The sequence below is a fragment of the uncultured Muribaculum sp. genome (assembly GCF_910583865.1).
Lineage (GTDB): Bacteria > Bacteroidota > Bacteroidia > Bacteroidales > Muribaculaceae > Muribaculum.
The window spans coordinates 1-25,116 of sequence record NZ_CAJTYX010000008.1 but is presented as its reverse complement, the minus strand read 5'-3'; the positions used below and the strand labels follow the sequence as shown (position 1 = coordinate 25,116).

At 55.5% G+C, this 25,116-nt stretch carries 17 protein-coding genes; 4 read left to right on the top strand and 13 right to left on the bottom strand.

Annotated features, from left to right (window positions below; genetic code table 11):
* Positions 1-24 precede the first annotated feature (24 nt).
* The 6 genes from typA to QZ303_RS03015 form a co-directional block, all read right to left on the bottom strand.
* Positions 25-1,824 carry a translational GTPase TypA gene (gene typA / locus QZ303_RS03040; RefSeq protein WP_295728923.1) on the bottom strand — a complete coding sequence of 600 codons (1,800 nt, stop codon included), beginning with the start codon at positions 1,822-1,824 and terminating at the stop codon, positions 25-27.
* A 252-nt stretch (positions 1,825-2,076) separates the two neighbouring features.
* Positions 2,077-4,284, bottom strand: a complete 2,208-nt coding sequence (locus tag QZ303_RS03035; RefSeq protein ID WP_295728920.1) for a sodium-translocating pyrophosphatase — start codon at positions 4,282-4,284, stop codon at positions 2,077-2,079.
* Between the two features lie 187 nt (positions 4,285-4,471).
* Positions 4,472-6,277, bottom strand: a complete 1,806-nt coding sequence (locus tag QZ303_RS03030; protein ID WP_295728917.1) for a chloride channel protein — start codon at positions 6,275-6,277, stop codon at positions 4,472-4,474.
* 37 nt (positions 6,278-6,314) lie between these two features.
* Positions 6,315-7,673 (bottom strand): sugar transferase, encoded by a 1,359-nt coding sequence (locus tag QZ303_RS03025; RefSeq protein ID WP_295728913.1) that lies wholly within the window; start codon positions 7,671-7,673, stop codon positions 6,315-6,317.
* Between the two features lie 5 nt (positions 7,674-7,678).
* A complete protein-coding gene (locus QZ303_RS03020; RefSeq protein WP_295728910.1) occupies positions 7,679-8,272 on the bottom strand; it encodes an L-threonylcarbamoyladenylate synthase in 594 nt (197 codons plus the stop codon).
* Positions 8,273-8,429: 157 nt separating this feature from the next.
* Complete coding sequence (locus QZ303_RS03015) at positions 8,430-9,419, bottom strand: cation diffusion facilitator family transporter (RefSeq protein ID WP_295728907.1); 990 nt, start codon at positions 9,417-9,419, stop codon at positions 8,430-8,432.
* A 97-nt stretch (positions 9,420-9,516) separates the two neighbouring features.
* Here QZ303_RS03015 and QZ303_RS03010 point away from each other — a divergent pair, with 97 nt between their 5' ends.
* Positions 9,517-10,653: a hypothetical protein gene (locus QZ303_RS03010; RefSeq protein ID WP_295728904.1), complete on the top strand. Its 1,137-nt coding sequence runs from the start codon at positions 9,517-9,519 to the stop codon at positions 10,651-10,653.
* A 25-nt stretch (positions 10,654-10,678) separates the two neighbouring features.
* Here QZ303_RS03010 and QZ303_RS03005 read toward each other — a convergent pair whose 3' ends face one another.
* From QZ303_RS03005 to QZ303_RS02975, 7 genes are all read right to left on the bottom strand, one after another.
* On the bottom strand, positions 10,679-11,875 hold the full coding sequence (locus QZ303_RS03005; protein ID WP_295728900.1) for a D-alanine--D-alanine ligase family protein: 1,197 nt from the start codon (positions 11,873-11,875) through the stop codon (positions 10,679-10,681).
* A 9-nt stretch (positions 11,876-11,884) separates the two neighbouring features.
* The gene (gene murF, locus QZ303_RS03000) at positions 11,885-13,486 is read right to left on the bottom strand and encodes a UDP-N-acetylmuramoyl-tripeptide--D-alanyl-D-alanine ligase (protein ID WP_295728897.1); all 1,602 of its coding nucleotides are present in this window, start codon (positions 13,484-13,486) and stop codon (positions 11,885-11,887) included.
* Between the two features lie 54 nt (positions 13,487-13,540).
* Positions 13,541-14,305, bottom strand: coding sequence for an alpha/beta hydrolase (locus QZ303_RS02995; protein WP_295728894.1), 765 nt, complete (start codon positions 14,303-14,305; stop codon positions 13,541-13,543).
* A gap of 206 nt (positions 14,306-14,511) precedes the next feature.
* Positions 14,512-14,688: a histone H1 gene (locus tag QZ303_RS02990; RefSeq protein WP_068961181.1), complete on the bottom strand. Its 177-nt coding sequence runs from the start codon at positions 14,686-14,688 to the stop codon at positions 14,512-14,514.
* A 205-nt stretch (positions 14,689-14,893) separates the two neighbouring features.
* Positions 14,894-16,858, bottom strand: coding sequence for a SpoIIE family protein phosphatase (locus QZ303_RS02985; protein WP_295728887.1), 1,965 nt, complete (start codon positions 16,856-16,858; stop codon positions 14,894-14,896).
* A 70-nt stretch (positions 16,859-16,928) separates the two neighbouring features.
* Positions 16,929-18,539 (bottom strand): NAD(P)/FAD-dependent oxidoreductase, encoded by a 1,611-nt coding sequence (locus QZ303_RS02980; RefSeq protein ID WP_295728884.1) that lies wholly within the window; start codon positions 18,537-18,539, stop codon positions 16,929-16,931.
* Positions 18,540-18,562: 23 nt separating this feature from the next.
* Entirely contained in the window at positions 18,563-19,960 is a 1,398-nt protein-coding gene (locus tag QZ303_RS02975) for an MATE family efflux transporter (RefSeq protein WP_295729008.1), read from the bottom strand.
* 775 nt (positions 19,961-20,735) lie between these two features.
* Between QZ303_RS02975 and QZ303_RS02970 the strand changes: the two genes are divergently transcribed.
* The 3 genes from QZ303_RS02970 to QZ303_RS02960 form a co-directional block, all read left to right on the top strand.
* A complete protein-coding gene (locus QZ303_RS02970; RefSeq protein ID WP_295728882.1) occupies positions 20,736-23,540 on the top strand; it encodes a hypothetical protein in 2,805 nt (934 codons plus the stop codon).
* A gap of 89 nt (positions 23,541-23,629) precedes the next feature.
* The gene (locus QZ303_RS02965; protein WP_295728879.1) at positions 23,630-24,778 is read left to right on the top strand and encodes an OmpA family protein; all 1,149 of its coding nucleotides are present in this window, start codon (positions 23,630-23,632) and stop codon (positions 24,776-24,778) included.
* Positions 24,779-24,856: 78 nt separating this feature from the next.
* On the top strand, positions 24,857-25,116 hold a 260-nt coding region (locus QZ303_RS02960), incomplete at its 3' end, for a hypothetical protein (RefSeq protein WP_295728877.1).

The following is a 25,116-nucleotide window of genomic DNA, read 5'->3' as shown; positions in this document are numbered from 1 at the left end:
TTTTTACTTTGAGAGGATGATTGTTTACTCCTTGTTGGCGCGTTTGCGCTCGAGCTCGTCGAGGATTATCTTGCGGAGGCGCAGATGATGGGGGGTCACTTCGACATATTCGTCCTCCTTGATGTATTCGAGGGCTTCCTCAAGGCTGAACACTACTGGCGGAATGATCTTGGCCTTGTCGTCGGCACCGGAGGCGCGCATGTTGGTGAGTTTCTTCGACTTGGTAACGTTGATCACTATGTCGCGGTCCTTGGCGCTCTCGCCCACGACCTGGCCGGCGTAGACCTCCTCTTGCGGGAATATGAAGAAGCGTCCGCGATCCTGTAGCTTGTCGATGGCGTAGGCATAGGCCGTACCTGCCTCCATGGCTATGAGCGAGCCGTTGGTACGACGTTCGATGTCGCCTTTCCACGGCTGGTATTCGAGGAAGCGGTGGGCCATGATGGCTTCGCCCGCCGATGCTGTCAGCACATTGTTGCGCAGGCCGATGATGCCGCGCGATGGTATGTTGAACTCTATGTGCAGGCGGTCGTTCTGCGTGTTCATGCTTACCATCTCGCCTTTGCGGCGCGTCACCATGTCGATGATTTTGCTTGAATACTCCTCGGGCACATTGATAGTGAGAAGTTCGACAGGCTCGCACTTGCGTCCGTCGATTTCCTTTATGATTACCTGCGGCTGGCCCACCTGTAGCTCGTAGCCTTCGCGGCGCATTGTCTCGATGAGCACCGACAGATGGAGCACGCCTCGGCCGAACACGGTCCATACGTCCTCATGGTCGGCTTTCTTCACACGCAGGGCGAGGTTCTTGTCAAGCTCGCGTGTGAGTCGGTCGGCGATGTGGCGTGAGGTGACATACTTTCCGTCGCGTCCGAAGAATGGGGAGTCGTTGATGGTGAATGTCATCGACATTGTAGGCTCGTCGATGGCGATGCGCGGCAGCGGCTCGGGATTGTCGGGGACAGTGATGGTGTCGCCGATCTCGAATCCTTCGAGACCGACAAGCGCACATATGTCGCCGGAGCTGACTTCGCTCACACGCTTGCGTCCCATACCTTCGAATGTGTGCAGCTCCTTGATGCGCTGTTTTACTACAGTGCCGTCGCTCTTGCAGAGGCCTATTTCCATGCCTTCGCGCAGCGTGCCGCGATGCACTCGTCCTACGGCTATACGTCCTACGTAGTTGGAGTAGTCGAGCGATGTGATCAGCATCTGGGGGTCGCCTTCAAGGGTTTTCGGGGCCGGGATGTATTCGATGATGGCATCGAGCACCGCAGTTATGTCCTCGGCAGGCTTGCGCCAGTCTGTCGACATCCATCCTTGCTTGGCCGATCCGTAGACGGTCGGGAAGTCGAGCTGGTCCTCGGTGGCGTCGAGGTTGAACATCAGGTCGAACACCATCTCCTGCACTTCGTCGGGGCGGCAGTTGGGCTTGTCGACCTTGTTGACCACCACCACAGGCTTGAGACCCATCTGTATGGCTTTCTGAAGCACGAAACGGGTCTGGGGCATCGGGCCTTCGAATGCGTCGACCAGCAGCAGACAGCCGTCGGCCATATTGAGCACGCGCTCCACCTCTCCGCCGAAGTCGGCGTGTCCCGGAGTGTCTATAATGTTGATTTTTGTGCCTTTATAGTCAATTGAAACATTCTTTGACAGGATCGTGATGCCACGTTCGCGTTCCAGGTCGTTGTTGTCAAGGATGAGTTCTCCCGCATTCTGGTTCTCGCGGAAGAGATGGCCGGCAAGTAGCATCTTGTCGACGAGCGTCGTCTTGCCGTGGTCGACATGGGCGATGATGGCGATGTTTCTGATGTTCTGCATGTGTCGTTGTAAATGTTTCTCTTCAATTCGGGCGCAAAGTTACGAATTTTACTTTAATCGGCGCTCTCCATTCTTGGCAAAATGTTGGGCGACCGGCATCATAAAAACGTCGGAAAACACCGGCTGTGTGTAAAAATCAATCCGACCGGTCGGACGAGTCTGACCAACCGGAATAGCTTATCACCTCACAAAAAACGGCGGGGTGTCGGATTTCTCGACATCCCGCCGTCCGTCAGATATGTGTATGTATTGTCAGAACAGACTCCATGTCACTGTCAGCCCGGCCATGACTATGGCCACCATCGACATGAGTTTGATGAGTATGTTGAGGCTCGGGCCGGAGGTGTCCTTGAAAGGATCGCCCACGGTGTCGCCGACCACAGTGGCCTTGTGCACGTCGCTCCCTTTTCCGCCGAAATTGCCCTCTTCGACATATTTCTTGGCATTGTCCCACGCTCCTCCGGCATTGGCCATGAAAATCGCCAGTACGAAACCGGAGCCGAGGCCGCCGACGAGCAGGCCGATCACGCCCGGCACTCCGAACACGAGTCCGGTGACAATAGGGGCGATGATGGCCAACAGCGAGGGGAACACCATCTCGCGCTGTGCGCCTTTCGTGGAAATTTGTACACAACGCGCGTAGTCGGGTTCGGCTTCTCCGGAGAGTATCCCTTTTATCTCACGGAACTGGCGGCGCACTTCCTCTACCATGTGGGCGGCGGCGCGTCCTACGGCGTTCATCGTCAGTCCGCAGAAAAGGAATGCCATCATCGAGCCGATGAATATGCCCGCGAGCACTTTCGGATTCATCAGGTTGACGTCGAAATATGTCATGAAGTCGGTGAATGATGCGTCGTGCAGACGGACACTTACATTGCCCGGGAGCGAGAGGAATTCTTGTCCGAGACGTGTCATGCCGATGCGTATCTCCTCGACATACGAGGCCAGCAGGGCCAGGCCTGTCAAGGCTGCCGAGCCTATGGCAAATCCTTTGCCTGTTGCTGCGGTGGTATTGCCCAGCGAATCAAGGGCGTCGGTCCGGCGTCGCACCTCCGGGCCGAGACCGCTCATCTCGGCATTGCCGCCTGCATTGTCGGCGATAGGACCGTAGGCGTCGGTGGCAAGTGTGATTCCGAGGGTCGACAGCATGCCCACGGCAGCGATTCCTATGCCGTAGAGGCCCATCGCGATGTTGGTGAAGTCAAAGCCGGAAGCAAACCAGTATGAAAGTATGATCCCCGCCACTACCGCCACTACCGGTACGGCGGTGGATATCATGCCGAGTCCTACCCCCGAGATTATGACCGTGGCCGGGCCGGTCTGTCCGCTTTCGGAGAGACGGCGTGTGGGCTTGTAGGACTGGGAGGTATAGTACTCCGTGGATCTTCCTATCACGATGCCGACAACCAGTCCGATCACGACCGCCATGCCTATCCAGAACCAGTTGTCGAGCTGTAGTAGCCAAAGGATAAGGAATGTCGCCCCGACGATGAGCGCGGAGCTAAGGTTGGTGCCGAACGAGAGCGCTCCGAGCAGTTGGCGCATGGTGGCATTCTCTTTTGTGCGCACCGAGAATATGCCGATTATTGAGAGCAGGCATCCTACGGCGGCGATGAGCATGGGCGCTATCACGGCGCGCATCTGCATGTCGACATCTCCGGATGCTATGAAGGCTGCGGCGCCGAGGGCCGATGTGGCCAGGATGGAGCCGCAGTATGATTCGTAAAGGTCGGCTCCCATGCCGGCGACGTCGCCAACGTTGTCGCCCACGTTGTCGGCGATGGTGGCCGGGTTGCGCGGATCATCCTCCGGGATGCCGGCTTCGACTTTTCCCACGAGGTCGGCACCGACGTCGGCGGCCTTGGTGTATATGCCTCCGCCAACGCGGGCAAAAAGGGCCTGGGTCGATGCCCCCATCCCGAATGTGAGCATCGTGGTGGTGATCATGCACAGTTTGGCGGTAGGCGCGTCACCCGGGAGTATGTCGACACAGCAGTTGAGCAGTATGTACCAGAACGCTATGTCAAGGAGGCCGAGGCCTACCACGATAAGACCCATGACGGCTCCCGAACGAAAGGCTATGCGCAATCCTCCGTCGAGCGAACGCCGGGCGGCATTGGCGGTACGGGCCGATGCGTAAGTGGCGGTTTTCATCCCGAGAAATCCCGACAGCCCGGAAAAGAATCCTCCCGTGAGGAATGCTACGGGTACCCAGGGATTTTGCAGGTTGAAGCCGTAGGCCATTATCGAAAACAGCACGACAAGTCCAAGAAAGACAATGCCGACTATGCGGTATTGCTGTTTCAGATAGGACATGGCACCCTGGCGTACATAGCGGGCTATTTTTTGCATAGTGTCGGTGCCTTCGCTCTCGCGGAGCATCTGCCGGTAGAAATACCAGGCGAGCAGCAAAGCTACTACCGATGCGCCCGGCACAATCCAGAAAAGCGTACTTTCCATGAAATAATTCAAGATTTTAAGTTGATGAATGGTGGTTATATGTCATCTCTCCACAGAGGGTGTGCCTTCATGCAGCAGGCGTGTAGGCATCTTCTCCGAATCGATTCGATTTGTACCTACAAAGATAGCATAAAATGCCGTTTGAAAGTAGCTGTGGAAATGTGTTTGACAACACAATTTCCAGATGTCAGTCCTCGCTATAGTGGCGCAGTACGCGGCGGTAGGAGTTGAAAATCTTTGATTTGGACACGAAGCCTATGTATCGGCCTTCCTCCACTACCGGAAGATTCCATGCGCCGGTACGGTCGAAGGTTTTCATCACGTTTTCCATGGTGTCGCCTATCTGTATGGTGGCCGGCGGAGTGGTCATGAACTTGCTGACATACATTTTCTTATAGAGGTCGGGGCGGAACATGATGTTGCGTATGTCGTCGAGGAGCACTATGCCCATGAGGTGGCCTTCCGTATCAAGTACCGGGAAAAGGTTGCGTGACGACTGGGATATGACGTCTACCATCTGCTTGAGGTTCATCTCGGGGCTTACCGGCTTGAAATCGTTCTCGATCACATTGTTTATCTTGAGCAGGCGCAGCACCGACTTGTCCTTGTGGTGGGTGAGCAGTTCGCCGCGCTTGGCCAGACGTATGGCATAGATGCTGTACGGCTCGAAAATCTTTATGGTTCCGTAGGATATTGTGCTGACTATCAGCAGCGGCAGGAACAAGTCATATCCTCCTGTGAGTTCGGCGGTGAGGAATATGGCCATAAGCGGGGCGTGCATCACGCCCGACATCACCCCGGCCATACCCATCAGGGCGAAGTTCTTGACCGAGAGGTCGCATCCAAGGCCAAGATGATTGAGGAGGTATGCGAAAAAGAATCCTGTCATGCATCCCATGTAGAGCGAGGGGGCGAACGTTCCTCCAACCCCACCGGCGCCGTTGGTCGACGATGTTGCGAAAGCCTTGGCGAGGCACAGCCCGGCGATGTACAGGCCGATCACCCACACCACGTTGCGGTCGGCGTAGAATATCGAGCCGTCGACCACGGAAGCAGTGTCGCCGTTGATCATGGAGGTGATCACGTCGTATCCCTCGCCGTAGAGAGGGGGGAATATGAAAATCAGCACCGCCAGGATGCTTCCGCCTATGGAGGCACGCACCCACGGATTCTTGATTTTTCCGTAGAAACCCTCCATCATGGCCATCACGCGTATAAAGTAGAGCGATGCGAATCCGCACACCACTCCGAGCAGTATGGCGAAGGGTATGCGCACGGTCAGGAAGTTCTCGCTTTGTGTGAAAAAAAACTGCACGTCGTAGCCGGTGAATATGTAGGCGATGGATGCCGCCGACACCGACGATATCAGCAGCGGCATGACTGACACGGTGGTAAGGTCGAGCATCAGCACTTCCAATGTGAACAGCGCTCCCGACAATGGAGCCTTGAAGATGCCGGCCACTCCGGCCGCCGCGCCACACCCTACCAGTATCATGAGCAGGCGCGGGGATAGCCTGAACATCTGCCCCAGTGTGGAGCCTATCGCGGACCCTGTGTAGACGATAGGGCCTTCCGATCCCACGGATCCGCCGAATCCGATGGTGATTGATGCCGCCACCACAGAGGTGTAGCAGTTGTGTGGCTTCAGACGGCTTTTATTCTGGGATATGGAAAACAGCACCTTTGTCACGCCGTGTGATATGTCGTCACGCACGACATATCGCACGTAGCAGCTCACTATGATGATGCCTATGAGCGGATACACGAGATAGAGGTAGTTGCCGCCGGTTATGTCGATGTTGAGCAAGAGCGACGAGGAGATGTAATGTATCAGCCACTTGAATGCCAGGGCGGCGAATCCGCAGACTATACCGACGATGAGCGCGAGGAAAAGTACGAAGTTCTTCTCCTTGATATGCTTTTCGCGCCACATGAGCATGCGGTAGAACAATGTATCGCCCTTTTCGGATATGTTTTTTAATGTTTCTTTCATCTGCGGGTGGTGAGTTTGGTCATTCCTTGCCGGAAAATCATATGCCCTTTCCGGTCAGCACCGTGCGCACGGTGTAAATCATTATTTTAAAATCGGTTGAGAATGAAATACGCTCAAGATACATGAGATCGTATTTCAGACGCTCCAGCATTGCGTCTATGTCGCTGGCATAGCCGTACTTTACCATCCCGAGAGATGTAAGTCCGGGCCTTATCTGCTGAAGGAGTATGTAATATGGCGCACGGGCCATGATACGGTCCACATAGTATGCCCGTTCCGGGCGTGGCCCGACAAGCGACATGTCGCCACGGAGTACGTTCCAGAACTGAGGCAGTTCGTCAAGACGGTATTTCCGCATGAATCGTCCCACGCGTGTCACACGGCTGTCGTGGGGTATGCTGAGTGCCGGGCCATCCGGTTCGGCATCGGGCTTCATGGAGCGAAGCTTGTAGAGGGTGAACGGTTTTTTATTTTTCCCGATACGCTCCTGGGAGAATATGACGGGTCCGGATGATTCGCATCGTATGGCTATGGCGAGCGCCGACATGACGGGTATTGTCAACAGCAATCCGAAAAGTCCCACTACTATGTCGCACAGCCTCTTTACATTAATGGTGGATTCCGGCACCCTGGCTTGTCCTATGTTGGCCAGCGGTTCTCCGGCAATCTTGTCGATACGCATCTGCGAGGTCAGCATACGGTAAAGGTCGGGCGAAGTGAGAACTTCAACGCCTAATGGCAATATCCTGTAAAGTGTGTCGAGCACTTTCTCATGGCTGTTATCCTGAGGCATCAGCACAAGGCAGTCAAGGCGACGTATCTTTACATTATGTTCCAGATCTTCGTCCGGAGCGATGCATCCGAGTATGCGCATTCCGCTCCATCTGCTTTCACGTTGCAGACGTTGGGCCATGTTCACTGCCTCCTCGCCTCTCCCTACCACCATTGTGTTGCGCATCCATTTGCCGGAGTATACCTCACGTCGCACATATGTGGTGATAAGCAGCCGCCCGGTATATACAAATAAGAATAATATTCCCCACAGGCATAGTATGAGTATGTATATGGTCATCCTCTGGTTCGTTCCGTTGTTGATGAGCGCAAGGACAAAGAATATGGCGGTCCCGAGAAGGGATGACAGCATGGTGCATCCCAGTTCTTCCGAGCGTGATTTCAGGAATACATTGTTGTAATACCCCGACAGCCAGTATATCCCTATCATGAGAATTGGGAACAGGACCTGTTCGAGCATCACGCTACGATCCCATAGGAATGCCGCTAATGACCCATGGGCGGCAGCCGGATCGATATGGTAGCGCAGGGTATTGTAGAGCAGCACGGCAAAAGCCGTCGTTATGAAATCGACGGAGATATAAATCACTCTATGACGTTGCATCTGTGTCACGGGCGGAGTATGGAAAGATGACCGTCACGGTCGATTTTCACTACTTTGGATGGAATGGACCGGGATGTGTCGTCGCGCCGAGACACACACACGTAGTCGACGGATTCGATTATCTCACGGGAGATGTCGGAGAAACACGCCGCCGCTTTTTCGCCGCTGATGTTGGCTGAGGTTGATACGATCGGACGTCCGAAAGAGCGGCAAAGGGTCTGAGCGAATTCTTCGTTGGGGATGCGCATGCCTACACTGCCGTCGTCGGCGAGGACTTCGGGTGCGAGACCCTTTCCTCCGTCGACCACTATGGTCGTGGGCCTTTCAACGGGGTGCGCGATCATCATCTCGGCCACGGCGGGGAGCGGAGCGGAATGTGCGCGCATCATGTCGCCATCGGCTACGAGAAGTATGAGCGCCTTGCTGTCGGCCCGCCGTTTTATGTTATAGACCCTACGTACCGCCCGGCTGTCGGTGGCGTCGCACCCTATGCCCCATACCGTATCGGTAGGATAAAGTATGACACCGCCTGCGCGAAGTATCTCGCAGGCATGTTCTATGTCGGAAACATATGTTGTCGGATCGCTACTTTCAGTCATAATCGTATTCGGTTGCAGGATATGATGTGATTTTATCCGTGATGCCACACAACAAAATTAGTCAATGAATCTTAATCCGCGAAATTTCCATGCCCAAAATTCCTGTTTACACTGTCACACGGCATGTCGTGAGATGGGCAGCCTCCTGATATGTGTGTCAGTCGGCACAGGATCCGTCAGGAAATATTGATTCGTCACGATACGGCTCTATATGGCTGGTGACGATGGTACTTTCGCCGAATATGTCGCGCAGTTTGCGCTCTACATCCGATGATATGGAGTGGGCCTGGCTCACCGTAAGAGTCGGATTCACCTTAAGATGTACGTCGATGATTATCGTGGAGCCGTTGCGGCGTGTGCGGAGATGGTGGTAGGTGTCTACCCCGGGAGTTTCGGCTATTGAATGGCGTATCTCGTTCTGCATGTCGGGTGGGAGGGCTTCTTCAAGCAGTTCGCGCACTGCGGGGAGAGCCATGCGGGCACCTACGATGATTATGAATATCGCGACCACCATCGCCGCGATCGGGTCGAGCACATGGAACTGCGGGCCGAGCCACATGGCGCCACCTACTCCGATGAGAGTGGCGACGGATGAGAAACTGTCGCTGCGATGGTGCCATGCGTTGGCAACCAGAGCGCCTGAATGTATGCGTTCGCCGGCGCGGCGCGTGTAATGGTATAGCCATTCCTTTACCACGATGGAAGCTGCGCACATGATCAGTGCGATCATTCCCGGACGCTGCAGTTCGTGGCCCTGTATGGTGAGGATTACGTTGTGAAGCCCGTCGATGAAGATGCCGATACCGACTACTACCAGCAATACGGCTATGAGCATCGATGCGAATGTCTCATATTTTCCGTGGCCGTATTCATAACGGCGATTTGATTTGCGGTGACTGATGGTGACCATCACAAGCACGATCACGTCGGTTATGAAGTCGGAGAATGAGTGAATACCGTCGGCAACCACGGCTCCGGAATGTCCGACTATACCTGCGATTACCTTTGCGGTGCCGAGCAGTGCGTTCCATATGAATCCTACCCAGGTCACGTGGCGTGCCGTGCGCAGGCCTTCGTCCGCGCTGACGCTATCCATGTGGAGCTTGTGTTCTTTGTCGATGCTTGATTCGGATGTCTGTTTTGACATGCTGGTATGCTTTTTGAATTGCAAAAGTAGTGTTTCTTTTCGATAACACGCCGATTCGGTGTAAATTTGCGTCATTATTAACCTCATTTGACGAGATATGGGAAAAGTCAGGCTGTTCAATCCTGAAAACGACATAATGCTGCAATGGCCGTCGGCAAGCACGTTTTCCGCCGCTCGTACCCTCGGAGCGCAAGTAGAGTTGTTGCGCGGGTCGGGTGCGATGCTCCCTGTGTGGTGGGCTGATGCCGGCGATGCGGTAGTGGTGCAGGAAGCTGACCGCGATGCTTGTACTCGATGGCTCGATAAAACAGCGGCTCTATTTCCGTCACTTTCAGGAATCTCAGTATCCGCAGGCGCGGACGCACGTGGTACGGGCGTCCCGTGGGGATGGTCGGGCGATGCTGCCCGCAGGCTTGTCATGGCAGGCGCGGAATGCCCCGATATGGATGCGCTCGAACGTATGCGCATGCTCAGCCACCGGCGCACGAGCATCGCCATACTCGAGAGGTTGGCCGGCATAGGGGTTGTACGTGTGCCATATGTCCCCATGGAAGTACGAAGCGTGGAGGAGTTGCGCCGAAGCATACAGCCCGGACGCGGCTACTACATGAAGTCACCATGGTCGAGCAGCGGGCGCGGTGTCGTCAAGTTTGACGGACTCACCCCGAAGATAGCCGAGCGTGCCGCCGGTGTAATACGCAAGCAGGGAAGTGTGATGATAGAGCCTGCGATGGACGGTGTCATGGATTTCGCCATGCTCTTCCATGTCGATGGAGGCATGGCGCGATGGAAGGGCTATTCCTTGTTCTTCAACTCGCATGCCGGTTATGCCGGGAACCTGCTTTGCGATGATGCAGCTATAGAGGAGAGGCTTGTCTCTGCGGGAGCCGGCCGTGATGCCTTGCATGGTATCCGTTCGGCATTGGAATCCGTGCTGTCGGATATAATAGGAGATGCATACTGCGGATGGCTCGGCATAGACATGCTTGTTACGCGTGATGGCATGATCGCACCATGCATAGAACTGAACCTGCGTATGACAATGGGCGTGGTGGCGCACTATCTCGCCGAGCGTGTGACAGCTCCGGGTGTGGAGGCTGTATATACCGTAGGCCCATCGCTGCCTGGAGGTCGGAAAAACGGTTCTCCCGCAATCGAGGCCGGTCGCCTCGTCGCGGGAGAACTGATGCTTACGCCCCCGGGGGCGTTTGAATTCCGGATAGCTGTCAGATGACCGGGTTATCAATAGATGTTGTGTATTAGGCTTTCGCCCCTTTCAGGCCACCTTTGGCGCCTCCTGTGAGGTTGAAGATATTCTGGTCGTATGACACCGTTTTCATCCCCTCTTCGCGTTTGCGGCGCAGGGCGAGTTTCACGAGTTCGTCCATGAGCAGGTCGAAGCTAAGGCCGGTCGCTTCCCAGAGGTAGAATGACAATGATCCGGGAATGGTGTTGATCTCGTTGACGTAGATTTTGCCGTCAGTACGGTCGATCATGACATCGACGCGGCTTACGCCGTGGCACGACAGCACGCGGAATGTCTCGCCGGCGAGGCGCTGTATCTCTTTGGTGACATCTTCCGGCAGCTCGGCGGGTATGCGCTTCTGGCTCGACTGCATCCCTTCGCTGCCTTTGCCGCCACCCATGTATTTCTTCTCGTAGGTGAGGAAGTCGCCGCTCTTTATAGGCTCTTCGAGCACGGATGTGCGGAAGTCGTCACAGTCGCCGAGCACCGAGCAGTTGATCTCCTGCATGTCGGCCAGCATATGCTCCACGATTATGCGGGTAGAGTAGCGTTCGGCATTGTCGATGCGCTCTTTCAGCTGCTGACGGTCATGCGCAGAACCGATTCCGACGCTCGAGCCGAGGTTGGCTGGCTTTATGATGACGGGGTATCCGAGACGGCTTTCTATTTTCTCGATCAACGCATCGCGCTTGGCATGCCATTCCTTGTCGGTGAACCATACATAGTCGACCACCGGCACGTCGTTGGCACGCAATATCATCTTCATGGTGATCTTGTCCATGCCGTTGGCTGAGGCGAGCACGTCGCAGCCGGCGTAGGGGATGCCTATGGTCTGGAGCACTCCTTCGAATATGCCGTCCTCCATGTTGGTGCCGTGTAGCACGGGAATCACCACGTCGAGTTTTCCAACGGGCTTAATTGCCGATGAGGTGAACAGCCCCTTGGGGTTGGCCGGATAGAGGTTGTAGTCGCCGTAGACGGGACGCATGTAGACTTCGGTGCACTGTTTGAGCAGTTCGGGGATATGGCGGTAGTTCTTCACGTCGAACAGCGGCTGCCCGGTGTACCATCGTCCCTGCTTGGTGATGTAGACGGGTGTCACGTCGTACTTGTCGCGGTCGATGGCGGCCATGGCCTGGGAGGCCGATATTACGGATATCTCGTGTTCGGTGCTTCTTCCGCCGAATATCACGCCTATGTTGGTTTTCATATGCTTAGTTTATTTGAATGTGTCTGGAAGGTCGTTTTCATACAGTACGGTGTCGCCGGGTGTGGCGATCGATGCCAATGTTTTCTGAGCCTGGGCGAATGTGTCGACGGCGTGCACACGCTCTTCCGGCATGCCTGCATCGCGCAGTCCGGCAAGGATGGCGTCGCGGTTGTATTCGCCGACAATCACCGCCACGTCGGCACACTCGGCTATGTGGCGTCCGAAGGCCTCGTTTGCCTCGCGCTGCCTGTCGCCCAATTCTATCATGCCGGGGGTGATGATGATGCGTTTGCCACCGTCCATGGCGCGGAGTACGTCGAGCGCCATGCGCGATCCGTGGGGGTTGGAGTTGAAGGCGTCGTCGATGATGGTGATTCTTCCGGGGGTATGCTTCATGCTGAGACGGTGCTCGACCTGCTCGACGCGGCTTACCGCCGACTGCACTTTCTCTATCGGCATCCCGAGACGCAGGGCTATGGCGATGGCCGGGATGAGGTTGGAGATGTTGCACTCGCCTACGAGGCGTGTGTCGAAGCGGTAAGCGTCACCGCCGGGCACATGGAGTGTGAACCGTGTGCCATCCTTGCCGTAGGCTATGTCGGTGGCATGGAAGTCGGCTCCTGTGTCGCCTATGGAATAGCGCAGGGCGCAGGTGTTGTCGACCTGACGCGACGCGGCGTAGGGGAAATCGTTGTTTATGAGCACGAATCCTTCGGCGGGAATCGCGTCGGCAAGCTCGAACTTTGTGCGCTGCACGTTCTCTATCGTCTTGAACGATTCAAGGTGCTGCTCGCCGACGGCGGTGATGATGCCCATGTCGGGGTGCACGAGGTCGCATATCTCCTTGATATCGCCGATGTTTTTGGCGCCCATCTCGCAGATGAATATCTCGGTGTATGGCTTCATCATCTCGCGCACGGTGCGTATCACACCCATGGGCGTGTTGTAGCTCCCCGGGGTCATCAGCACTTCCCACTGTTCGCTGAGGATGCGGTTGAGGTAGTGCTTGGTCGAGGTCTTGCCGTAGCTGCCTGTGATGCCTATCACCTTCATGTCGGGCATCGAGCGCAGTATGCGTGCCGCATCGTCGTAGTATCCTTTGTTGATATGCGCCTCGACCGGCTTGAGGATGATTACCGCAGCCATCATGATCGGATGGCTCAACAGGTAGAGCGCCAGCATGAACGCGGCCATGAACATCCAGTCGCGCGACAGGAACCATGCCGCCACAGATGCACATGCGGCTATGGCCACGGCTACGGCATAGATGCGCCGCGCGCGCGGAGTCCACACGAGCGGTTTCTTATATACTGCAGTGGCGAGCCTGAGCGTGTTGAACAGAAACAGGACCAGCATGCATGCGCAGCCTAAAACTATGCCGGTGTATGGGAGTAGGATGAGGAAAAACAGCACCAGTGCCGTGAGGCGCAGCCATGAGGTGGTGTCGCCCGAGGTGCGCAGCCATCTCATGTACCGCTCCGGGCGGTAGCTGTTCTGCTGCATCATCATCAGGTCGCGTTTCAGCTCCATCAGCAGGTTGGCGACGCCTGCCGCGCCGGTGACGGCAAGGAGTATGACGGAGACTGTTATGAATGACATCAATGTGTTCATAAGTAACTCGCAAAAATTATTTTATATTTACGACGAGGGAATTTTCGAACGATTTCAGGAAAGGAAACTGCGGAGAACGGCTGCGAACTGTGCCGGCCGGTCGAGGAAGCTGAAATGTCCCGCCCCGCTGAAGCTTACAAGGCCTGCGTCGGGAATGTGCTTCTCCATATATTTCGCGTCGGAGAGCGGGGTGGCCGTGTCGTCCTCTCCCCAGATGAGCAGGGTGGGGCAGGCTATGAAGCCAAGGAGATGCTTAAGGTCCTCGTTGACCACCTTGCTGAGGATGGCACGCATCATGGGTGTGGCGCGTGCGTAGTCGGCGGACCCTGCCTTGGCGCGGCGGCGGTCGAGTATCTCCTCTGCCGCCGATTTTCCGTGGAGCATATAAAGCAGATGTTTCATAGCCTTGAACGTGTACACCTTATAATAGTACTTCCACGTGCGCCTCGGCTTTATGCCTGCGGAATCTACGAGTATCAGCTTGTCGACATCGTGGTGGCGCGACGCATAGACGATACCCACGCGTCCTCCGAACGAATGGCCGAGGAGCACCGGGCGCTCTGGCTTTTCCCGAGCCATGACGGCCTCCAGGCAGCGGGTGTAATCCTCCACTCCCCATACGTGTGCCGGCTCTCCCGACCTCCCGTGTCCGGGGAAGTCGATGCTGATTGTACGGTAGCCGCATTCGAGAGCCGTCTTTTCAACCGACCTGAGGGTGGTGGAGTCGCATCCCCATCCGTGCATCAGCACTATGGGCGCTCCGTCACCCTCCACAGTGTAGGCCACGCGCACTCCCTCGTGTTCGATCTGCTTTTCCATGAATAGTTCGTAATTTTCTGTGCAAAGTTAATATTTCACCATGGATTAGGGCCTTCTTTCTTGTACAAAAAATGCTGTAGTCACGGACGTATGCAATCAGCCCGGACATCGTTGACCGTGATGTCCGGGCTGTGTGATAGGGTGTCGGCCGGCGATACATGGCTGTACCGCATGGCGGAAGTGGCGCGATAGCGCCTGTGGCATATTTATTTCTTGGAAGCCTCGAGTGAAGCCTTGCGGAACTCCTTCATGAGCTTCTCGAGTTCAAGCGACGCTTTGCGGGCACGTGCGCCGGCAGCCTTGTTGCCGTTCTCTACCTGAGATTCCGCTTCCTTCTTGAAGGCTTCGTAAAGAGAGGCAGCCTTTTCTACTAATGTTTTCATCTTAAATTGGTGGAACTTTTAATAAGGTTAAAAATTTTGTTGTCACAAAACTAAGAAAAGATTTCTTATCTCGCAACATTTTAATACGCTATTCTGTGCGAAATCTTAAAAAATACGAAAAAACGCCTGGCCGCAGTCTCCACCGGGGGTGAGGAGGTGCGTATGCGGGGTGCGGCAGGTCGAAAAGTGTTTAAAAGCACACTTTTCAGTCATCCTTTGCCGGAGACGTCCCGAGGCCTTTGTAGGTGAATGTCATGAGCGCCTGGTCGCGGTGCTGGCGTTCTGTTCCCTGATGTTCGCGTACCGATTTTTCTATGCGCTTCACAAGCTCGCTTGCCGAAAGGCCGGGATAGTTGGCCATTATGATGGTGACCGTATGGTAGAGCGTATAATCGGTGTAAGCCGCGCCGCCGGCGTTGGTGGCCGTGATGATTCCGTCGGTAAAGAACACCATACGCGATCCCGGACGCAGCGTGATCATAGACTGCGTGAACTCTTCAAGCACGTTGGCGCCTAACGGCAGCGACGATGAGCCGGGCAGGAATTCCGTCATTCCGTCGGGATACACCAACAGCGGGGCATTGTGCGAGGCGTTGGCATAGATGAGATTTCCCGACGCGAGGTCGAGCGAGCCTACAAACACAGTGGCGTTGAGGTCGGTCTCCGGATTGTCATGGAGCACGTTGCTCATGGATTTTATGGTGACCTCGGGATCCTGCCCCGCAGATATCGACGAGCGGAACACGGAGCGCACCACCGTAAGCAGCAACGATGTCGACACGGTGCCGGAGCATGATACGGTGCCTATGCAGAAGTAAAACTGCCCGTCGGCGAGCATGAAGTCGTAGAAGTCGCCTCCGATGGTGTTGACCGGATTGAGCATTGCATACACGTCGATGCCGGCACGGTCTGCCGAAGTGGGGAATGTGCGCGGCATGGTCTCCTTCTGTATGGCGTGGGCTATGTCGAGTTCGCTCTGTATGCGCGCCTGGGCTATTGTCGACTGCCTGAGGCTCGAGATATAGTCGGTAAGCGACTGCTGCATGTGGGCAAAAGCGTCGATGAGCGTTCTTATGCTCGCGTCGCCGGCATTGTGCGGCAATCTTGTCGAGAAATCGCCTCGGGCTATCTTGTAGGCGGCGTTGGTAAGCTGTTCGAGCGAGTGGGTGTTGCGCTTGATGACGTAGCGCAGCACAATAAGAAGCACCACAAGCCCGACGAGCAACACCGCGAGCATGTAGCCCGTCACAGCTCCGAGATGTCTCACTACTTCCGAATACGGGCTGAAAGTGACCACTATCCATCCGGTGCGCGGTAGGGTGGTGTAGTTGACAAGCACGTCCTTGCCGCGCACTTTGCGCCTGTCGTAACCGTCTTTGCCGCTGAACATGTCCTTGGCCAGTGCCTTCATGCTCTCGCTGTGCAGCGAGTCGGCATATGAGAATATGGTCTGGTTGAGGATTACCGTGCGCGTAGGGTGCACGATGAACGTGCCGCGCTTGCTGAGCACGAAAGATGAGCTTTCGCGGTATGGGGCAAGCTTGGCTATGTCCCTCACAAGCTCGTCGATCGACATGTCGGCAGTCATCATGGCATACATGTTGCCGTATTTGTCGAACAGCGGCAATGCATACGACACCATCATCACGTCGCCCCCGCCGTCGTCATAATAAGGCTCCGACCATGTGCCGTGTCTGGCCTTCTTGGTCGATTCATACCATTCCATGCTGAAATAGTCGTAGTCCTCGCTGCCGAGGTATTTGCTCACGGGCTTGTTGCCGAGGGTACGCGTCACGTACGGCATGAAGTATTTGCCGCGTTCCGGATAGTAACTTTCAGTGAATGCTATGGATCCTCCGACTATCAGCGAGTCGCTCAACGCCCATCGTTCCACCATATTTATCAGGCTGTCCGGGGAGCCGATACGGTCCTTCACCAGGGGCTCGTAGCTCTTGACGATGTTTTCCACAGTCAGCAGACGCTCGCTGATGCCGTGCACCATGTCGTTGAGCATGAATCCGGCATAACGTCCGCCCACTTCCTCCTCACGGTCGTCACTGTAGGCGCGGAATATGGCCGCGATGCCGCAGAACGTCACCAGGATCACCAGGGTGGTCCACAGGTAGAGGCGCGTGGAAAAGTCGAGTGTTATCTTGCGGAAGAGTCTCATATGATGATGTTGTCTTGAGCCGGAGGCTTCGGGTCGCCGGGTTCAGGATGCAAATATAGCTATTAATCCTCTACATGTCGCGCACTATCCCGTTTTTTCGTTCCGGAGGCGCCGTAATGCCGAGCGAGAAGGCGAGCGACGTGGCGCAACGGTCGCCGTCGATGGCCGCAGACACGATTCCTCCGGCGTAGCCCGCTCCCTCGCCGCAGGGATACAGCCCACGGACGCCCGTGTGGCAAAGGCTCTCGGCGTCGCGCGGTATCCTCACGGGTGATGACGTGCGTGTCTCACAGCCTATGAGCGCGGCTTCGTTGGTGAGGAATCCGTGCTGCTTGCGCCCGAATTCGGCGAAGCCTTTGCGGAGACGGTGTGCTATCTCGGGCGGCAGGAGGCGGTCGATGCGCGCGCAGTGTATGCCCGGCGCATACGATGTGGGCGGCAGGTCGGTCGATGCGCGTCCGTCGACAAAGTCGGCCATGCGCTGCGCGGGAGCGTTCTGGCTTCCGCCGTCCTCCTCGAAAAATGCCTTCTCGATGCGCTCCTGGTAGCGCATCATCTTCAGCGGCCCGTCGGCCGGGCTGTCGGGCACATCCTCCGGAAGGATCTCGACCACCATGCCCGAGTTGGCCCGTCGGCCTCCGCGCGACGACGGCGACATGCCGTTGACCACGAGCTGGCCGGGTGCGCTCGCGGCAGGGATGATGAATCCTCCGGGGCACATGCAGAACGAGTAGACGGCGCGCCCGTCCACCCGGGTGAGCATCGAATATTCAGCCGGCGGGAGCCAGCGGCCGCGCCCTTGGGGGGAGTGGTATTGCAGACGGTCGATCAGCTCCTGCGGATGTTCGAGGCGCACTCCGATGGCAAGTCCCTTCGGTTCGAGCGCGATGCCGGATGAGGAGAGCGACTCGTAGACGTCGCGCGCCGAATGCCCGGTGGCCAGTATCACCGGCCCGTCGATGGTCTCCCCGGAGGCTGTGGCCACTCCCGCCACACGGTCGCCGTCGAGTAGCAGGCGCTCCACGCGGGTGTCGAACATCACCTTGCCCCCGCTGCGTTCGATGGTGAAGCGCATCCCCTTTATCACGTCGGGCAGGCGGTCGGTGCCGATGTGGGGGTGCGCGTCGACGAGTATATCCTCGCTCGCGCCATGCTGCCAGAGCACGGTCAGCACCTTCTCGACGCTGCCGCGCTTCTTGCTGCGCGTGTACAGCTTGCCGTCGGAGTATGCTCCCGCGCCACCTTCGCCGAAACAGTAGTTGGAGTCGGGGTCGACCACCCCCTCGCGGGCTATGCGCGCCATGTCGCGTCGGCGCGAGTCGACATCCTTGCCTCGCTCCACTACCACGGGGCGCACCCCAAGCTCTATCAGGCGAAGGGCGGCGAACAGTCCGGCAGGGCCTGCGCCCACCACAATAGCCTGCGGAGCGCCGGGTTCTACGGGTGAATAGCTTATCGGGTCGGCGAGTGCGGTCGATTCCGGAGTCTCGTCGACGTAGATGCGCACGCGCACGTTGACCATCACCCTGCGTTGGCGTGCGTCGATGCTTCGGCGTGTGATCTTGATCGCGGCCACGCGTGCCGGATCTATTGAGGCCGCGCGGCATGCCTCGTCGCGCAGCAGCGTGTCGGGATGTCCGGCCACCGCCGGAGCCACCCTCAGGTCAATATCCTGGTACATAGCTGTATTATCTTATCGGTCGGTTATTCTACCGGCTGTTCGATAGGTTTCACTCCGGCGAAGCGCTTGTTGAGCCGCCGCACCATCACGAACATCGTCGCCATCGCCACGATGAAGGCTATGAGATCGGAGCCGCACATCGAGGCCCAGACGCCGTCGACACCGTAGTAGCGCGGAAGCACTATCAGGAACGGGATGAGGAACAGCAGCTGGCGCGTCAGCGACAGGAATATGGATATCTGTGGCTTGCCTATCGACTGGAAGAAGTTCTGTATCACGATCTGGGCGCCTACCACGGGGTAGAATATGAAATATATCCTGAACCCGTTGCGGGCTATGGCGGTAAGCGTCTCGTCCTTGGTGAACATGCGGCTTATGGCGTCGGGGAAGGCCTCGCACACGGCGAATCCTATCAGGGTGATCGCCACGCCGAGCCATATACCTATATATAATGTGCGTTTCACGCGGTCCCACTTGTCTGCGCCGTAGTTGAAGCCCAGTATGGGCTGCATGCCCTGGGTGACGCCGAACACTATCATCACGAAGAACATGGTGGTGCGGTTGACGATGCCGTATGCTCCCACGTCGAGGTTGGAGTTGGCGCCCCCGTAGTCGAGCAGTGCGCGGTTGATGAAAACCACCACCACGCAGGCACACACGTTCATCAGGAACGGCGACAGGCCTATGGCGTAGATGCGGCGGATTATCGAGAGGTTGAACCATCGGTTTTCAAGCCGGAAATGGATGAAGCTCTTCTTCGACATGAAGTGGGCGAGCACCCATATGAACGACGCCGTCTGGGCGCCCACCGTGGCCCAGGCCGCGCCGGCGATGCCCCACTTGAACACGAAGATGAACACCGGGGCGAGGGCCACGTTGACGGCCACTGACAGCAGAGCCGACACCATGGCCTTCTTGGGGTAGCCTGTGGCGCGCATAAGGTTGTTGAGTCCGATGAACACGTAGCTCACCGGTGTGCCGTAGAGGATGATGCGCATGAACTCGCGGGCATAGCCGATGGTCTCGGGGGTTGCACCGAAAAAGAGGAGTATGGGGTCGAGAAAGAGCAGCGTCATCCCGCCGAACACCACGGCGTGGAGCAGGCACAACACCATAACGTTGTTGACGCAGTCGGTGGCGCGGCTCTCGTTCTTCTGGCCTATGAATATGGAACTTATCGTGGCGCCTCCCACGGCTATGAGCGTGCAGAAGGCCACCACGAGGTTCATCAGCGGGAAGGTGATGGCCAGGCCCGCGATGGCCATCGGCCCTACGCCCTGGCCTATGAATATGCTGTCGATGATGTTGTAGAGCGATACGGCCACGCTGGCTATGATGGCGGGCACGGAATACTGCACAAGCAGCTTGCTGATCGACTTTGTGCCCAGCGTCAGCGGGCTGTTTCCTGCCCGGGGCTGCATGGCCTCGTTATCGGTATTGTCGTTGTTTGCCGTTGTCATCGGGTTTGTCTAAATCACATGCATGAATCATTACGGTTGTCTGGCAGTCAATTGGCCGGCCTGCTGATGTGCGGGGAGTTGTCGATGTATCCACGTAGGGATGCACCCACGGTGCATCCGCCTCCACATCCGCCCCACATGATTTTGACTACTTGACGGATGCTTCGGGAAGCATCCCTACGCTTTGCTGCCGTTTGGTGGAAAGATGTAGAGTCCATCACGTTCAATCTCTTTTAGGAAAAAAGCACTTAGGTTGCCAATGCTGTTGATTGGGGTGATCCGGTTGCTTGATACAAAGGTATAACAAATTTCCGGGATTTTTGGTGAAAATATGATTTGATGCGAGTTCCTGAAACGATTAAGACGGTGATGATAATAGTGCATATGGGGTGAACGAGGGGTGGGGCGGGTTTACAAGTTTTTGGGGTTATTGTTGAACTTTTGGTTAAGAGGTGTGTTATGACATTGATGCGATATTCGACGAAATATTTGTGTAAATGATAATTATTGCGTATTTTTGCCGAATAAATTTCATCACATACATGATATTCCGCTGGGGATCATGTGGTTGGATTTACGCGGGTGTGGCTGCAGAGGGTCTCGCCGCGTTTCGGGAGTCCCTCCGGCCCGAAAAGTCCGGCATAACGCATTCATACATTAATTTAAAAATATTAACCATTATATATTCTGAAAATTTACCGACAATTTTTTACTAAATTCAATATTCACTTTCAAGATGAAGAAAATCATTAGCGGAATGCTCATCTTCGCTTCGCTTGCGGGCGGCATGAGCGCTTTCACATCCTGCAAGGACACTGACGACGATCAGTATGCAGTGCTGCAGCGTGAGGACTTTAGACTGATGGAGCAGATTCAGGCTCTGCAGACTGCTCTTGAGGAAGCAGAGAAACAGTTTGCTGCCGATTTGGAGCAGGCTCGTAAGGATCTCGATGATGAAATCACCAAGGGTTATGGATCCAAGGTTACGTTCGAGGAACTTGCTCAAAAGATAAAGACTCTCGAAGGGCAGATTTGCAAGTGCGACGATCTTGCTGAAAAACTCAACAACCTCAAAACTGAAATCCTTAAGGAAGTCGATAAAAAAGGTTATCTCGACAATACCGCTCTTAAGAAATATCTCGACGATAATGGATATCTGACCTCCATACCGGATGAATATCTTACCGATTCCGAGTTGGATACCAAGCTTACCGAATATCTCAAGTCCTCCGATCTTAAGACTGAGGTCGATAAGATTTTAACCGCTTACAATTATCTTACCGCAGAGACCCTTAAGGAGGCTCTTGATAATCTCGGTTATAAAAACTACGACGACACTAATATTAAGAATGACGTTGCTCAGCTTCGTGCTGCTCTTGAGAAACTCGGTTTTACCGTAACCGATGACAACGGTACGATTACAGTTACCCCTCCGACATGGGCCTCGGATTCTGAAGCTCTTAATAAGGCTGTTGCTGAAGCTCAATGGGTTGCTGCCAATAAGACTGCTCTTGAAAACCTCATAAACACTCTTGGTTCTCTTGACCCCAGCAAGCTGCTTACTAAAGAAGATGCTGCAAGCACATACCTTACAAAGGAGGACTTCGAGAATTACAAGAAAGGCCTTACTAATGCTCTCGATGAATTCGTGACCACATACAACAACGTGGCCAAGAACTTCGACGGTATGAAGTCGGACTTTACCAACCTTACCGACCTGCTTACCGATTGGGTGCAGTGGCGTGCTGATATTGCTGCTAAGGTTGCTGCCAACGAGGCCGCTATCAAGGCTTTGCATGATAAATATGACCTTGTTAACCAGCGTCTCGACGCTATGATTACGAGCATCGTGGCCGAAGGTGCATGGAACCCCGTGTTCGGCACATTCGCTGTTCCCGCAGGCATCGCTTCCAATGTGGCCATGGCCTACTATGGCGAAATGGGTAAGGTTGAATTCCCCTATGACGGTGGACTGTATGAGTTCGACGGTGAGATGGTAATCACCACCAAGGACATGCAGATGCTCGGCGTTACTTCCAAGACATTCGAGGGCACAGTGCTTCTCGGCGAGGAGAACGGCTACAAGGGCAACGCCGGTACGATCTACATGACCGTCAACCCGGGCAACGCCGACATGACCGGCAAGACCTTCACTCTCGTCAACAGCCAGAACCAGGAGAACGGCATGGCCATCGAGACTCCCGTGAAGAGCGACCAGGTGCTCACATTCGGCTACACCCACGGACGTGCCGCCCAGGACGTATCGCTCTACGAGGCCGGCGCAACTCTTACTCCCGAGAACATCGCGAGCTGCCGCGTGGAGATCGAGCCGGGTCTGAAATCGGCCGCTTCCCAGTTTATCAACAACCGCAACGGCAGCAGCCTCGCATCGCTCATGCGCGCTGTCTACGAGCAGCTCAACGGCATCCTGCCGCGCATGGCGGTGAAGGCCGAGTGGGAATACACCACCTCGAAGTGGGATGACACCAGCGCCGCATGGGTAGACGCTACCGAGCAGGGCATCGTACGCTCCGGTCTCGACATCGCCGCCACCGCATTCAAGCCGCTTTCTTACAAGAGCCTTGAGGGCAAGAAGTTCAACCGCCGACTCCCCATCTATGAGGAGATCAAAATCGACTGGGACAAGCTTATCCCCGAAATCGAGAAAATCGACATCAAGCCTATCGATCTCAGCAATATCAAGATTGACTTCAAGCTCTCTAACGTCGATTTTAGCGAAATCAACAAGGATCTTACAGTTACTGTAAAGGGTGAAGTCGATATCAAGGGTGAGAAGCAGGAAATCGAGCTGACCGGTCAGGTTAATCCTGACAACCTGCAGAACTTCATAGACCAGATGCAGGCTGCTTTCGAGGAGCAGGTCAAGAACTCCAACGACGACATCAACGAGCAGTTCAAGAAGATCATGACAGACCTTCAGAATCAGATCAACAGCATGATTCTCAATGTCAACACCCAGATCAACGATATGCTTGACAAACTCGTTGAGGACATCAAGAACAACATCGACGGCGAGACAGGCAAGTACTTCGACAAGGTCAACAATCTGATTAACCGCTACAACTCTATTGCAAACCGCATCAACAAGGTGCTTGAGAACCCCAACCACTACATGCAGGTGACCATGCTCTTCAAGAACAGCGAGGGTGGATTCAGCTTCCTCTCGACCAACGAGGCCGCTCCCTCAAGCTTCACGCTCGGCGCAGGCAACTCGCTGCTCCTCTTCCCGACTTCCTACAATGCTGAGATCATCTCGCCCGCATTCAAGAAGTTTGTAGGTATCTGCGACGCTGTGAACCTCGCCACCGGCAAGAGCGCACAGGATGGTGACGCAGCCGCCAAGGCAGCTCTCGACAAGGCCAACAAGGGCGCTAATTTCGACCAGGTAATCGACGGTACGAACCTCCGCGTCGCTACCGGCGACCTTACTGCCGGATTCAAGTACGTCGTAGCCTACTCGGCTCTCGACTACCGTGGCTTCACCTCCACCAACAAGTATTACTTCCAGGTAAACAAGTAAACACCAACTCCCTGACCCATAGCCCCGCATCAAGGGCTTTCAGAAGCCCTTGATGCGACGGCCAAATCAGGCAAATCACAGCTTATATAATGAAATTCAAGAAGATATTTCTCACAGCTACACTTGCCGCAGTGGCCATGGGCATTTCAGCCCAGGAAACTGTGATGGTCGAGGAGCAGGAGACCGTGTTCCGTCCCAACTGGTACGTCCAGGGACAGTTCGGTTTCCAGGAGACTCTGGGTGAGACCTCGTTCGGCAAGCTGATGGCTCCCAACGCGCAGATTGCCGTAGGGCGCAACTTCAACCCTGTACTCAGCCTTCGTTTGGCTGTAAATTCATGGCGTTCCAAGGCCGCGATGACGCTCGACGAGCGCTATTGCTGGAAGTGGAACTACGTGGCCCCGATGCTCGACGTCACGTTTGACATCACCAACCTTATCGGCGGCTTCAACCCCGACCGTCTTGTCAGCTTCGGCGTGTTTGCCGGCGTGGGCCTCAATGTGGCCTGGGACAACGGCGAGGCGGTGAAGATCAACGATGCGCTCAAGCCCACCATCGGTGGAGAGAACGCTCTCCGCAACATATGGGACGGCACAAAGGTGCGCATGGTGGGTCGCATGGGTGCCAACGTCGATTTCAACGTTGCCCGCAACGTGCAGATCGGCTTCGAGGCCCAGGCCAACTTCCTCAACGATGACTACAACTCCAAGCTCGCCCACAACGCCGACTGGTACTTCAACTTCCTTGCCGGCGTGAAGTACACCTTCGGAGGCAACTCGAAGAAGGTGAAGAAGATGGTTGCCGCTCCGGTGGTTCCCTGCGAGCCTCAGATCGTAGAGAAGATTGTGGAGAAGATCGTGGAAGTCCCTGTGGCTTCCAATGCCGCCAACCAGACCAACGCACAGGCCAAGCTTGAGCCTCTGCGCCGCGACGTGCTCTTCGCCATCAACCGCTCTACCATCGCCAACGATCAGGAATATAAGGTGAAAGAGGTTATCGAATACCTCAAGGCCAATCCTTCGGCCAAGGTGGTAGTCACCGGCTATGCCGACAAGGGCACAGGCACGAAGGCTATCAACCTGCGTCTCGCCGAACAGCGCTCCAAGGTGGTGGCCAAGGCCATCATCGCCGGAGGCATCTCTGCCGACCGCGTGACAACCAAGAGCATGGGCGACGACATGTACCAGCCCTACATCGACCCGATCCAGAACCGTGTTGCCATCTGCGTGGCCGAGTAATTTTAGCCGCTAATCAATCTCCATAGAAAGGCGCCGTAACCACTCCGTTGGTTGCGGCGCCTGGTTTTATCGGTCGCGATGCCTGCCTTATCGGTTGCAATACCTGCTTTATCGGTTGCAATACCTGCCTTATCGGTTGCAATACCTGCTTTATCAATTGCGATGCCTGCCTTATCGGTTGCGATACCTGTTTTTTATGAGAGCAGGTGTCTGTTTTTATTTCGAAATTTTCGAAAATGGTTGGGTATGCCAAAATTATTTCCTAATTTTGCATCGTTAATCCCTGCGGCAGTAGCTCAGTTGGTAGAGCATCAGCTTCCCAAGCTGAGGGTCGCGAG

Bases quoted from the DNA above. Each gene is read 5' to 3' on its own strand.
- typA (WP_295728923.1), bottom strand. From the start codon at position 1,824: ATGCAGAACATCAGAAACATCGCCATCATCGCCCATGTCGACCACGGC.
- QZ303_RS03035 (WP_295728920.1), bottom strand. From the start codon at position 4,284: ATGGAAAGTACGCTTTTCTGGATTGTGCCGGGCGCATCGGTAGTAGCT.
- QZ303_RS03030 (WP_295728917.1), bottom strand. From the start codon at position 6,277: ATGAAAGAAACATTAAAAAACATATCCGAAAAGGGCGATACATTGTTC.
- QZ303_RS03025 (WP_295728913.1), bottom strand. From the start codon at position 7,673: ATGCAACGTCATAGAGTGATTTATATCTCCGTCGATTTCATAACGACG.
- QZ303_RS03020 (WP_295728910.1), bottom strand. From the start codon at position 8,272: ATGACTGAAAGTAGCGATCCGACAACATATGTTTCCGACATAGAACAT.
- QZ303_RS03015 (WP_295728907.1), bottom strand. From the start codon at position 9,419: ATGTCAAAACAGACATCCGAATCAAGCATCGACAAAGAACACAAGCTC.
- QZ303_RS03010 (WP_295728904.1), top strand. From the start codon at position 9,517: ATGGGAAAAGTCAGGCTGTTCAATCCTGAAAACGACATAATGCTGCAA.
- QZ303_RS03005 (WP_295728900.1), bottom strand. From the start codon at position 11,875: ATGAAAACCAACATAGGCGTGATATTCGGCGGAAGAAGCACCGAACAC.
- murF (WP_295728897.1), bottom strand. From the start codon at position 13,486: ATGAACACATTGATGTCATTCATAACAGTCTCCGTCATACTCCTTGCC.
- QZ303_RS02995 (WP_295728894.1), bottom strand. From the start codon at position 14,305: ATGGAAAAGCAGATCGAACACGAGGGAGTGCGCGTGGCCTACACTGTG.
- QZ303_RS02990 (WP_068961181.1), bottom strand. From the start codon at position 14,688: ATGAAAACATTAGTAGAAAAGGCTGCCTCTCTTTACGAAGCCTTCAAG.
- QZ303_RS02985 (WP_295728887.1), bottom strand. From the start codon at position 16,858: ATGAGACTCTTCCGCAAGATAACACTCGACTTTTCCACGCGCCTCTAC.
- QZ303_RS02980 (WP_295728884.1), bottom strand. From the start codon at position 18,539: ATGTACCAGGATATTGACCTGAGGGTGGCTCCGGCGGTGGCCGGACAT.
- QZ303_RS02975 (WP_295729008.1), bottom strand. From the start codon at position 19,960: ATGCAGCCCCGGGCAGGAAACAGCCCGCTGACGCTGGGCACAAAGTCG.
- QZ303_RS02970 (WP_295728882.1), top strand. From the start codon at position 20,736: ATGAAGAAAATCATTAGCGGAATGCTCATCTTCGCTTCGCTTGCGGGC.
- QZ303_RS02965 (WP_295728879.1), top strand. From the start codon at position 23,630: ATGAAATTCAAGAAGATATTTCTCACAGCTACACTTGCCGCAGTGGCC.